The following is a 13,303-nucleotide window of genomic DNA, read 5'->3' as shown; positions in this document are numbered from 1 at the left end:
CGGTTATACAACGTCGATAAGTTTATCTCCTTGCTTGTTGAACAAAAGCAAAGATGCGGTGAACAGTAACGCCGCGAAGACGAGGCTATACCCCAATTGCCAGAGCGAAACGGTTCCTTCGCCAAGCAAGGAAAGGCGGAACACTTCAAATAAAGGAGACAAGGGGTTTAAAGTGACGACCCAGCGTACTTTTTCAGGAACAGCAGACAGCGGATAAATGACGGGGGTGATATACATAAACAGCCGAATACCCAGACCAATCACATAGCTGAAGTCGCGGTATTTCGCAGTGAGCACAGAAAAGAACAATCCCATTGCCATGGCCAGTACTGCTGTTGTTATAACAGCTACCGGAAGCCAGAGAATGCCTATACCTACAGGCAGGGCCAAGTCCTCAAACAACCAGAAATAAGCCACCAGCAGCAACAGCAGAAAGAGCTGTATGCCGAAGTTATAAAGCTGGGTGCTGATAACTGACAGGGGCATGATGATGCGCGGGAAGTATACCTTGCTGAAAAGGTGCGCATTGTCTTTAAACGTTGAAGCTGTGCCCGAGAAACTATCGCTGAAGAAGCTCCAGAGAATAATGCCTGCGAAGTAAAACAGAGCAGGAGGGAGCGTTCCAGTAGGTATACCGATGAACTTGTTGAACACCAATATGTAGGTTAACAAGGTCAGCAAGGGCGGAAAAAGAATCCAGAAGGGGCCTAACACCGTCTGCTGATATTTTAGCAGGAAATTTCGCTTTACCAGGCCTATAAGCAAGTGACGGAAAGTCCACATTTCCTTCAGAGATGCTCCCCAGTAACTTGTTTTGCTGGAAATCTCCCATTCCCACGCAGTTTTTGTTTCGGTCATAAGGGTAATGGAGCTAGCAGGGCTGTTATGCTGAGAGAGCGAGCAGTATAGCTCTTGGTTATTTTATAAAATAATTTTCATAATTAATGGTACATTATACGAGTGTTTTTCGATTAGGTAAATGATAGATGTATTTTACCGTAAAAATTTTGATTAAATCGGTCTTCTGGCAAGTAAAAAATAGGAGTAGAACCCCAGCCGCTAAATGCAAAAAGCCACCAGTACTTAGTTGGTATGCTAAGTGCTGATGGCTTAAAATAGTGGGGTACTGCTCTATCCGGCCAGCGAAGATGAATGCTGCAGGTATGGCACGTGCTATTTCCGCATTAGTTTGAGGTAATGCGGCTTGTTGTTATAGTAAACCGTCAGGAAATAAACCGACGAAGCGGACAGTGTGCTCAAGTCCAGATGCATTTTTACAAACCCTTTCTCCAACCGCACTTTTCTTTCATAGAGCCTCTTGCCCTGACTGTCGGTTATTGTGAGCAGAAGATCCTGCGCTTTCAACGCCTCTAACTCTAGGGTAACAACATCGGCAAACGGATTCGGGTAGGCCGAGAGTTTTACATTGGGTTTGTTGAACGAGACGGCTTTACTATCTGAATAAGTGCTGGTACCGTCCAGGTCCAGCTGCCTCAGTCTGTAGTAGCGTGTACCTGCCTCGTTTATACCTGTATCGCGGAAGCGATAGTATTGTTTTAACTGGGTGTTTACCGCCTTGCTTTCTACAAAACCAATTTTTCTGAAATTCCTGGCGTCTTCAGACACTTCTACTTCAAAACCGTGGTTGTTATCCTCGGAGGCAGTTGCCCATTCCAGCAATACATCAAACTCGCGCTGAACCGCCGTGAATGCTACGAGCGTGACCGGCAAAGGTACAGGAGACCTGCTTGGACTAGCCACGCTGAAAGGAGAGAAAGTGCTTACCCCTGCCAACTGGATGGAGTAGGTGTTGGGTAAAGCCCCGTAGGAAATCTTCCCAATGCTGTTTTCCATCAGTTCCCATTCCCCGCCATCGTAGTGGCTCACATAACTCTCCTCCCTGTTAAAGTAAGGGAGCTCATCAGCGGAATTCCACTGCAGGTTCATGGTCACGTTCGATCCTCCTTCCACATCTTCTGAAATATGCCAGGTCTTGTTTATTGGGACCTCGTCGGCGATGTCCTCTGATACGCCTAAAGCCTTGATCCTTTCCTCTACACGTACACTGAAGTTATCCGGAACTCCTTCATTCCTGAGCCGAACAGGTGCATAGCTGACCTCGGTGCCCACCGGAAAAATCCCTGTTTTTCCGGGCCCTAATTGCTGCAGGTTCAGTGAGCCGTCGCCGTTGGTAACGATGTAGCTACTCGGACTATAATTTGAAATGCTTCCTGTGTTTTTTATCGAGAGGTCATGCTCGCCCAACAAAAGTAGCGTTTGGCCTAATTCTAACTGATTGCTCACCGTAACAGACCCAGTCAATTGCTTCTTGCCGGTTCCAGCTAAATGTAGCCTTCCAAATGATGCAGCAGCTATTTGCTGAAGTGACTCGCTGTGTAGTTTAATCTGGGAAAGTGGATCTGTGGACAGATTACCAGCCAGAAGATCATGCCTGATTTCCAGCACACCGGATTGATCGATCATCAGCATACCTTCTGCGGCCAAATCGCGCGTAATGGCATGTTCATTGGCTCTGATGACAGGCCATTGACTTCCTTCGGCGAGGGCAGATGGGATTTGCACATCGACACCCGTGCCCGGCACGCAGGTGCTCCAGTTGTCGGCAGTAAACCAATCAGACGTTCCGGTGCCTCCTGTCCATACAGACTTGGTGGTATCCAGCACGGTCACGGTATGGTGTACCACTTGTGATAGACCTGCTGCGTCCTGGTAGGTATAGCGCAAAGCGTGGTTTCCAACTCCGGCCAGTGTAGGGTCGAACAATCTTTGATTGATAACACCACGGCCAGAATATAGGCCACCGTCAGCTAATCCAAAGGCCAGCGGAACCACGCCTCCCTGTTCGCAAGCAGTGCTGTTGTCTGTTAACTGATGTGCTCCGATACAAAGGTCCTGGCGCTGTGTAATGCTGTTTCCCCAGAAGTCGGTTTCGCCGGAATCAAGAGCAAAGCTCTTTTTCAAATCCAGTCCTTTGCCAACTAGAGGGGAGTCGTGCTGGAGTTCGTAGCCTTTGAGCGTGTACAGTTTTCGCGGGTTGGAAATGGTGACATCTTTGCCTGGGTCCTTAAGCTTTGGGTCCTGGAAGTAGCCTGCTGACACCGCGTTGATCATCTCTTGTCCTGTCGCAGTTTGCCAGGAAGAGAGCGAAGCGTGGTTGACCTTATTCCAACGGAATACAGGGGCGCTGCCCGAAGTCCAATAGTTATTACCTTCAAAACGGACATTAGAAGGCACCTCTACGTTCATTAGGTGGACACCACCGGTCGTTACAAACAGGTTGTTGCGGAACATAACCTGCGAAGCGCCTCCGGCCTGCACCCAAACCGCCTTCGGGCTCCCGCTGCTAGCCGGGGTCAGGTATACGGTGTTGTTGTAGATCTGTGCATTCTGGATGGGTGTTGTGTTCCTGGCTGAGGATGACCACACATGGATAGCCCCATACCCATTCTTCCTGCCATCGTTTTCGCTTATGTTGTAGCGTACGGTGATGTTTTTCATGGGAGGGGCATAGTCGAACTGCGCCAGCAAAAAGCCTGCTCCCTCGTTATTATGGGAGTAATTGTACTGCATGATCGAGTTGGTGCTTCCCCCGTCAATATCAAAACCCCCGCCGTCTTTTGAGGTACCTGTTTTGTTGTGGTGGGATTCGTTATACTGGATGATCAGGTTGTTGCACATGTACCCCCAGATGCCAACAGGCCCTCCTGAGGCCCAGCCATTGAGCCAGCCATTGTTATAGGCTTCGCAGTACTCGATCATACCGCCATCTACGCCCCCCATTACGATGCCATTGCCGCTGTGCAGCCAATCCCTATCAAGTATACCCGCATTGTTGTAGGCTTTGGAGTGCGCGATGTATACATTCCTGTGGCCTATTTTATAATCAAAAGCATAAGTGCCAATGCCTTTGTCGCCATTATCGTGCGCAGAGCAGTAGGTAATGGAAACATCGTCGAAACCACTTGTGCCATTGTAGCTGCCGACAGTGATGCCCACCTCACCGTAGCCAAAAGCTTCCACATTATCTATGGCGATGTAGGCAAGTCTCGTATTAGGGAGATCCATGTAGAAATCCACTCCGCAGCCCTTGTTGGTTTCCCGTCCGGAACCTTTAAAAATCAGGTTCTGTACCTTAAAGCCGGCCGAGTTATAAACAAACAGCCCGGATACATCCCCACTGCTGATAGTGGCTCTGCCTGCTCCATAAGATCCAATATAGATAGGAGCATCGGGAGTGCCCTTTACATTTGAGTTAAATTCAATAGCACCTGAAAAGGTGGTACCTCCTTCAAAAAGGATAGAATCGCCTGGTTGAAAGGCGGTGGAGTTCACTTTTGCAATAGTAGCCCAGGCTGTATTTTTTTCAAGGCCAGAGTTACTGTCGGCTCCTGCAGGGCTGATGTAGTAGCTGGTAGCTTGTGCATAAAAACTGAGAAGAAGCAAAAGCAGCGTAGCAGCTTTTGTAATAGCTTTCATATACCTCTGCGTCTAAAGAAGGATGGAAGACCTATGTAGTGCAGCTGTTGTTACAGGTAGGGTAATAGACAAGGCCCAGTCCTTATGTTGGTCAGGGTTTGAGATGCCGATGGAGTGTGTTGCATGTCCTGTTATGGCGATGTGCCGGATAACAGAACGCAGTATGGCTCTAAAAAAAGCTATGCTTGAAAAGGGGGGATACAGAAATAAGTTTGGTTCAACGCCCCGGGAGGAGTAAATTTTTGACATAAGCAGGCTGGTATTGGTGAAATATAAAAAAAATGTGCTGTGCTATCTGTTTTTTGTAGGTGTGTTTTTCAATAATGGCAATGGTTTATTATTAGTGTATCTAATCTTAATGTCTTAAAAATGCAAAGATGCTCAGTTCGTTAATGAGTGATTGAAATAATTTGAATTCGGTAGCAATTATATGGTTATTAGTGATGTAAAGCAAATGGTGTAGGTTGGGTTGAATATCAAATAGAAGGTCTTATTGTATCTGAATTATTGGTATAATTATGTTTTATAAAATTTAATATCAAATAATTGTATTAACTATATGTTAATTTTATACAAATTGTAATTTCAGTTTGTATTTTTCTGTTTTTGAACAATTTTGTGTTAACTACCCAGTTTGCTAATTATTTGACCAATTTTTTTGCTGAGTAGTTCTTGTGGGTGATAGTCATACTGGGAACTTTCGGAGAAGCTATACACATGGCCTTGATAGCTGAGGTTCCGCAGGTGCAAGCTTCCCTAAACAAAGAAGGCCCACAGTTTCACAACTGCGGGCCTTCTACATTAAAAAGGTATAACTTCAGCCAGCTATACCGACTAGAAGTAATAACCTACCCCGATACTTGTCGAAGCCAGGCTGAAGTTAACATTCAGGTTCTTCTGGGTGTTCTGGTCAAACATAAACGTAAGAGGATCCTGGTTTGGTCCATTGCCGATGCCGTGGGTATAGCTAATCACGTTTGCCTTCAGCTCTATACCTAGCTTCGGTTTTGGGAAGAACACAATGCCCGGCGCAAAACCTGCGTACAGGTGTTGGGTTCTGACACTTCTCAGGTCATACGACTCGAGCGTGGGTGTTCCGTTGGCGTCGGTGGAGTGTATCGTATACTCTTGCTTGGTATCCTTTTTGGCATAGCCGGCTGTTCCTTCCGCGAAAAATGCCAGCTTCGGACCCACTTCCTGGTAGTAGCGCGCAACGGGGCCTATACCTACACTTCGCTCACGGGTAAACTTAAGCGCCATGTGGTATGTGTTTTCACCTATGGTATAGACTGTGTGGCTGTTACTGCTCCTGTAATTTGATTGATAAGAAGCGCTTATACCTATTAGCCAGTTGTCGGTCACAAACCGGCCCACTATAGGCTTTATATGGAAAGAGCTGACTTTAAGTGAATTGGGCTCGCTGTAGCTGCCGCCGAGCGTACCGCCCACGTAGCTTGTGCTGGATTGCATTTGCGCCTGAGCCAGGTTAAATGCCAGGCTGCAGATAAAGAGAAGTAGGAGTTGTTTCATAAGGGGGCCTTTTGCGGGCTGAATTTGTTTTGATCAGTTTACTGACACTAGAATCTATACCCTGCCAGGACACTTAATCCGGCAATGCTACTGGAAAGGGTTCTGACGTTCGAAACTCCTTCTGTCGTCTCATACCTGGTCTCAATGTGAAGCGTCCGTTCACCTATTGGGTATAGGAGCCCAATGCCTGCCTGCACACCGAACATGTACTGCTTGAAAGCACTGCCTGGCAAGGCTTCCGTTACCTCGGTGTAGCTGGTGTTGTGAAACGTGCTGTTTTTGGTTTCCACGCGGTCGGTGCTGAAGGCATAAGAGTAGGAGGCACCGGCGTTCACAAATGGCCTGACCCTGCCTTTGGGGAAGGTATAGCGCAGTTGAGCGGGCACTTTCAGGTAATGCAGGTCAAGCAGCAGGTCGTAGTCCGTGGTTCTGCCCAAGTTATTTACCTTGATTTCGCCTTCGTATCGATACGGAGCATAGAGCAGTTCCAGCACCAGCGACAGCTTTTCGCTGATGGCCGGATTGGCAACCTCCAGGGCCAACCCGCCGCCCAAACCCAGGCCGGTATTGCGGAACGGTACTTCTGAATAAGGATGCTCACCCGACGTTTCCAGCGTAGGCTTCGAGAAAACAATCACCGGGGACACCTTCACACTAGTTTTCTTGGATGGCTGCACATACTGGCTACCACCCATGCATTCGTTGTAATCGTTGGCTGCTTTGGCCAGGGAGTTGTGACGGAGCGCTACGTTTCTGAGTCGCTCGTCTGTCATAGCCGGACAGTCGTAGAAAGAGGACCTCAGCACGCTCAGGTATAGATCGTCCACCATCCGGAAGGTTTTGCCGGTCTTAGGGTCTTTCTTATTGTAAACTTTCTGTTTGAGTTCTATCAGCTCTCCTCCTTCCTTTGACAGGTAAAAGTGATCCTGATCCGAACCATCCCGATACGCATAAACAGAGGCCTTGCCCTTTGCCAGCACCTGCACAAATAAGCGTTGCGCGGGTTGTGCCGTATCGGCAGGTATAGCCTGCGCCTCGTATACCTTGTTCTCTTTCACAAAACCGTAAGCCGCCAGCTGCGAAGGGTCAAACTCCTGCTCCGGAGCGCCCAGGTTCGCCTTAAAGGTGGTTATTTTAGAGCTGCGGACGGCACCCCGGTAATCGACGTAGCCGCGCAGTGTGTCGGTGTTCTGAACGATGAAGCCCGACCGGAAATCTTTTTGGGCGGAGGCTGTTGTAATGACTAAAAAGGTGAGCAGGAAAGTAATGTAAAGCTGTTTCATCAAGCTGTTTTCAGAGAATTGATACTATATAGACAAACAAATATAAAGCCTATACCTGGAAGAAGTAAAAGGATTTAAAAATAAAGGCCTATACCCAGATTCGCCCTGCTGAGGCTGAAGTCTACATTGGTATGGCTGCCCCTTCCTAAATCATGCTGGTAGCGCAGTAGATTCACCTTCAGGTCTATACCTATATGGGTGCTCGGGAAGAAAACCAGGCCAGGTGAGACACCGGCGTACAGCGAAACCTGTTTCGATTCGGATTTTGAAGCATAATCCCCGCCCGGATCTCCCGGATACCTGGCCCCTGAGAAATAACTTTCTGATTTGACTTTTGCGGCCTGTACACCCGCTGCACCTTCCGCAAAAAGTGCGAACCGGTTGCCCAGGGGGAGGTGATAGCGGGCCATAGGGCCCAGGTTGTAAACCCGGGTAATTGTTTCGCTTTCAGCGCGGTAGTAGTTGTTGTCTGGTAAGGATTCTGTCTTTCTTTGCGTGTGTATGGAATAGTAGTAGCCGGTACTCAGACCAAGCATCAGGTTGTCTGTTGTGAAGATTCCGGCTGCTGGCCTCACCTCGTAAGAGAAAGTCTTGTTGCCCTCGGCGGGCTTTTTGAATCCGATACCTGCGCTGATGCCGGAGAATCGGGTACCTGTTTGAAGTTGAGCAAAGGCGCTGCCGGCTACCAGCATGGCCAGGAGGAAGAGGTAGATTGTTTTCATGGGTAGTAGATTGTCCATGAAATATAGAAATAAATAAATATTTTCAAGCAGTCCGCCAGCCAAATCTTTTTAAAGATGATTGGGGCTCCCTGTTGGTTATCAGCCTGGTACAAAAAAAATCCCCTGCCAGGAGTCCTGACAGGGGATTTCAGTATAGTTTGAGTTAAATCTTATTTCTTACCGTCTACTTCTTCGTAGTCTACGTCGGTTACACCACCGTCGTCGGTAGCTGCGCCTTGAGGGCCTGCACCCGGGCCACCGGCCTGGCCATTGGCTTCAGCACCTGGGGCACCTTGTGTAGCGGCGTACATTTCCTGGGAGGCTGCCTGCCAGGCATTGTTCAGGCTTTCGATCGCTGCGTCAATACCAGCGATGTCCTTCGCGCCGTGTGCTGTTTTCAGCTGACCCAGCGCGCTTTCGATGTTAGACTTGTTGCCTTCCGACAATTTCTCGCCATACTCTTTCAGCTGCTTCTCGGTCTGGAAGATCATGGAGTCGGCTGCGTTCAGCTTCTCGATCTCTTCCTTCGCCTTCTTGTCAGCTTCGGCATTGGCTTCCGCTTCCTGACGCATTTTCTCGATTTCCTGCTCGCTCAGACCAGAAGAAGCTTCAATGCGGATCTTTTGCTCTTTGCCAGTGGCTTTATCCTTCGCCGTTACGTGCAGGATACCGTTGGCGTCGATGTCGAAGATTACTTCGATTTGAGGAACACCGCGTGGTGCTGGTGGAATACCGTCGAGGTGGAAGCGACCGATCGTGCGGTTGTCTTTCGCCATAGGGCGCTCACCCTGCAGTACGTGAATCTCTACCGACGGCTGGTTGTCCGATGCAGTCGAGAAAGTCTCGGACTTCTTCGTAGGTATAGTCGTGTTAGACTCAATCAGCTTGGTCATCACACCACCCATGGTCTCGATACCCAGTGAAAGCGGCGTTACGTCCAGCAGAAGCACGTCTTTTACTTCACCTGTCAGTACACCACCCTGAATCGCAGCACCGATGGCCACTACCTCATCCGGGTTCACGCCTTTAGAAGGCTTCTTGCCGAAGAACTTCTCCACTTCTTCCTGCACTCTCGGGATACGGGTAGAACCACCTACCAGAATCACTTCGTCGATGTCAGAAGTAGACAGACCGGCATCCTGAAGGGCCTTGCGGCATGGCTCCATCGAGCGACGGATCAGGTCGTCTGTCAGCTGCTCGAACTTAGCTCTTGTCAGTTTGCGCACTAAGTGCTTCGGCACGCCGTCCACTGGCATGATGTAGGGTAGGTTGATCTCAGTTTCATTCGAAGAAGAGAGCTCCACTTTTGCTTTCTCAGCCGCTTCCTTCAGACGCTGCAGGGCCATAGGGTCCTTGCGCAGATCCACACCTTCGTCGTTCTTGAACTCGTCTGCCAGCCAGTTGATGATTTTAGCGTCGAAGTCGTCACCACCTAGGTGTGTGTCACCGTTGGTAGAGAGCACTTCGAACACGCCGTCACCCAGCTCCAAGATCGAGATATCGAAGGTACCGCCACCAAGGTCGAATACCGCGATTTTCTGGTCTTTGTGTTTCTTGTCTAGGCCGTAGGCAAGCGCTGCGGCTGTTGGCTCGTTGATGATACGCTTCACTTCAAGACCTGCAATCTGACCAGCCTCTTTCGTAGCCTGGCGCTGCGCGTCGTTGAAGTATGCAGGTACGGTAATAACCGCTTCTGTTACTGTAGTGCCCAGGTAATCTTCGGCAGTAGCCTTCATTTTCTGAAGCACCATCGCTGAGATTTCCTGTGGTGTGTACTGGCGATCGCCGATCTCCACGCGGATGGTGTTGTTGCCACCCTGCACCACTTTGTAGGACACCTGCTTGGCCTCTTCGCTCACCTCGTTGTAGCTGTGGCCCATGAAGCGCTTGATAGAGGCGATCGTGTTCTGAGGGTTTGTGATAGCCTGACGCTTGGCAGGGTCACCTACTTTACGCTCGCCCTTACCGCCGTCCAGGAACGCAACGATAGACGGAGTGGTTCTACGGCCTTCGCTGTTAGGAATAACCACTGGCTCGTTACCTTCCATTACGGCAACGCAAGAGTTGGTTGTACCTAAGTCAATACCAATTATCTTTCCCATTCTATAGTTTTATTATTTATGATTCGATTATAATTTCTTTTCTACTGTTGCTAGCATTCTATCAAGGTATGTGCCAAGGCGTTTTGCAGCTGTTTTGCCTGTCATTCTGTCACAAGTGGCGCTGGTAAAATTCTTTTTGTCATTTTTAGCTGAACAGCCTTTATGAAATCAGGACACATTTGCCTGCAACTGAACAGGTATAGCCGCATACGTGGTTACTGTATACCTGTTTGATTGATGCGGCGGATGCATAAAAAAAGCCCTCGCATCGGAGGGCTTTTTTTATGAACCGATTAGAGGATACTAGCGTGCGATCACCATTTTCATAGTGGCTGTTTTCCCGTTTGTGTTGATGCGGTACAGGTATGTTCCGCTCGGTAGCGTGCTGCCATCGAACTGCACTTCGTGGTTGCCGGATCGCTTCGTCTCAGAGACAAGCGTTCTGATTTTCTTACCCATGATGTCCAGTACCTCGACTGTCACAAGACCTTCATTTTCCAGACTGTACTGGATGGTCGTGGTCTCAGCGAAAGGATTTGGATAGGCAATGGCCTTTGTACTGGCTGCCTCTGCCATTTGCACGGCTGAAGTACTTGCGGCGGCCAGTTCGTTCCAGCCGTTGAAGGTGCGCGTCACGATAACGGCAAACTCGGCGCGGGTTACGTTTGCTTTTGGCTTAAAGGTAGCATGCACCACAGGCTGCAGGTCATATGGTCCCTGCGTCACGTTATAGAAGGCATTGATCAGGTTCAGTTCCAACGCCACACTCACGTAGCCCTCCAGCCCGGCAGGTATATCTTTGGCGTCTTCAATCGGGTAGGTGGTGCCGTTGAGGGTGACAGTCGGGGCGGTGCCATTGCGTTTCAGTGCCTCGGCTTCCTGGCCCAGCGCCTGCACCAGCGAGTAGGCGAGGCTTGCCCGGCTTACAGTGCCAGTCGGGCTGAACTTGCCTGCCGATGCTGGCGTCATCAGGCCATTGGCAGCATGGAATCCGTCGCGCAGGGCGGCACCTTTCGCGGTAACCGATTCCGCCAGTAGCTTCTGTCCTGCTGACACGTCTGAGAAAGAAACCGCCCCGTTTGTAGGTATATGCTGACGAACACCCTGGCCCATCATCAGGTAATCGGCCAGCTCTATGCGCTTCAGCGGAGCATCGGGCTTATAGGTGCCGTCGCTGAATCCATCCACTAAGCGCTCGCCAACTGCCAGTTCTATCGCTGTTCTGGCCGGGTGGCTGGCAATGTCGTTCAATCCCGAGGTGCCCAGGATCTGCGTTTGCGTCACTTTCACGTCAATCGCCTCCGGGAAGCCTGCCCCCTGCAAGCCATACACAACGGCTTTCCACTGGCCTGCCATGGGGTTGGCAACAGCAACGGTACGATCAGTATACAAAGTAAACAAGGCAGAAATCCCCGAACTGTAGGTCGTTCCGTCCGGGGCCACCAGGCGTAGGCCAACCGGGTTGCCTGTTTCGCCGAGAAGGCCGGACGCAAACATCTTCGCCTCTATACCTGTCACGCCGGCCGCCACGTTAAATGTGCTCTCGTTTGTGGCGGCGGTAGCCGGATTGTAGTTGATGGGCAGAACTTGCTCCGTGGCAGAAGAGTTGATGCTGCTGTTGAACTTCCGGGTAATGTTGAGCTGAGAACCGAATGTCGTGTTGCGGAAGATATGGTCGATGGCGGCGTAGGCATTCACATAGCCTGCACCCACTTCCCAGGGCTCGCGGCCTGGTATGTTGGTGGCGGTCTGCTGCAGGATCGATTTTACCTGGTCGGGTGTCAGGGCTGGGTTCGCTTCCAGCATCAGGGCAACGATGCCCGCCACATGTGGGGTAGCCATGGAAGTACCGTTCATGTGGGTATAGAAAGGCACCTCGGCAGGTTCCAGCGTCTCGATGTCCTGTTGCGCTGCAAGAGAAGCGACAGGGCCGATCACCCTCGTAGACACCACATCCACACCAGGGCCTACAACGGTCGGTCTGTTTTCCACAGTCCAGGTTTTGCCATCAAAGCTCAGCGTCTCTTTGTGGTTTCTGACACCTCTGGAAGAAAAGTCGGCGAGTCTGCCATAGCGGTCGCCCGCGCCTACTGAAATAACCCAGGGAGCAATGGCGTACGGATTGTGCGTGTCAGAGCCAGGCCCTTCGTTGCCGGCCGCGAATACGGAGATGATGTTCCTTTTATAAGCTGCCAACGAAGCAACGTTCACGGGGTGGTTCGGGTCGAAGGCCCCTGAGGTGCCCCAGGAATTACTGATAACGCGGATACCATAGCGGGCCTGGTTCAGCATCACCCAGTCGTATGCTCCGATCGCGTCCAAAATAAACAGGGCAGCGCCCGAGCCATAGCCAATCAAATCGGCTCCTGGGGCCACACCGGCGTATTTGCCATTCGACATCGTGCCCAGGCCACCTACTGTGCCCGCGCAATGTGTGCCGTGGCCTGAATTGTTGTCGGTATTCGGTACATTCTCTAACCAGATAGGCGGCAGAAAGGATAAAAGTCCATTCAGATTAAGCGTGCCCAGCACGTTCTGCTTCAGGTTTTTGCCCAGTTTCAGGTCTTCGTGTGTGCCATCCACGCCACTGTCATTGATCACTACCGTCACGCCTTTGCCAGATACAGGAAGCCCGCCGTTACGGGAGGTCATCTCCATGTCGTTGCGGAGCCGCTGCACACCTGTCAGGTGGGTGTCGTGGTGGTTAAAGTAAGTCAGTTTTTTGTTGAGGTAGATGGAGCGCACCTGTGTGTTTCGGGCCAGGGCATCAACCTGTGCGCTCGTTGCCAGCGCCCCCACAATCGGCAGCGACTGCAGCGAAATCCCGTTCGTAATACCCAGTAGCCTAAGCGATAAGATGTTAGAAGAGCTCGGCGCCTTGTCTCCATGGAAAGTGACAATCACTTGCTGTGGCAGGAGGGAGGACCGCAAGGCCTGTCGCAACTCAGGGTCGACGGTGGCCTGTGCAAACGCACTACTCGCAAGGAAAAATAGCGCGGCAACCAATGTAAAAAATCTGTTCATAGGTGAGATGTTTTTGGTTAGAAATAGTACTGAATTAGGGCAGGTATAAAGGGAGTACTTGCCTGTTGCAATTATTTTGCTCTATACTCTATTTGAACTATATTGGTTTTATTGAAAAGAGCTTGGATAGGGATTTACGTATTTC

7 protein-coding genes are annotated in these 13,303 nt (G+C 50.2%); all 7 read right to left on the bottom strand.

Features of this window, described 5'->3' with window-relative positions:
- Positions 1-3: 3 nt before the first annotated feature.
- Entirely contained in the window at positions 4-858 is an 855-nt protein-coding gene (locus tag B0B12_RS15740) for an ABC transporter permease (protein ID WP_076670827.1), read from the bottom strand.
- 315 nt (positions 859-1,173) lie between these two features.
- Complete coding sequence (locus B0B12_RS15735) at positions 1,174-4,497, bottom strand: T9SS type A sorting domain-containing protein (protein WP_076670825.1); 3,324 nt, start codon at positions 4,495-4,497, stop codon at positions 1,174-1,176.
- Between the two features lie 834 nt (positions 4,498-5,331).
- On the bottom strand, positions 5,332-6,027 hold the full coding sequence (locus B0B12_RS15725) for an outer membrane beta-barrel protein (RefSeq protein ID WP_076670821.1): 696 nt from the start codon (positions 6,025-6,027) through the stop codon (positions 5,332-5,334).
- Positions 6,028-6,074: 47 nt separating this feature from the next.
- On the bottom strand, positions 6,075-7,310 hold the full coding sequence (locus B0B12_RS15720) for an outer membrane beta-barrel protein (RefSeq protein WP_076670819.1): 1,236 nt from the start codon (positions 7,308-7,310) through the stop codon (positions 6,075-6,077).
- Positions 7,311-7,384: 74 nt separating this feature from the next.
- A complete protein-coding gene (locus tag B0B12_RS15715; protein ID WP_076670817.1) occupies positions 7,385-8,032 on the bottom strand; it encodes an outer membrane beta-barrel protein in 648 nt (215 codons plus the stop codon).
- Between the two features lie 170 nt (positions 8,033-8,202).
- Positions 8,203-10,134, bottom strand: a complete 1,932-nt coding sequence (dnaK, locus tag B0B12_RS15710; RefSeq protein ID WP_076670815.1) for a molecular chaperone DnaK — start codon at positions 10,132-10,134, stop codon at positions 8,203-8,205.
- A gap of 303 nt (positions 10,135-10,437) precedes the next feature.
- Complete coding sequence (locus B0B12_RS15705; RefSeq protein WP_076670813.1) at positions 10,438-13,158, bottom strand: S8 family serine peptidase; 2,721 nt, start codon at positions 13,156-13,158, stop codon at positions 10,438-10,440.
- Positions 13,159-13,303 lie beyond the last annotated feature (145 nt).

This window comes from Pontibacter indicus, from assembly GCF_900156345.1.
In the GTDB taxonomy this organism is placed as follows: Bacteria; Bacteroidota; Bacteroidia; order Cytophagales; family Hymenobacteraceae; genus Pontibacter; species Pontibacter indicus.
Note: the sequence above shows the minus strand (reverse complement) of the source record. Positions and strands in the feature narration are given on the sequence as shown.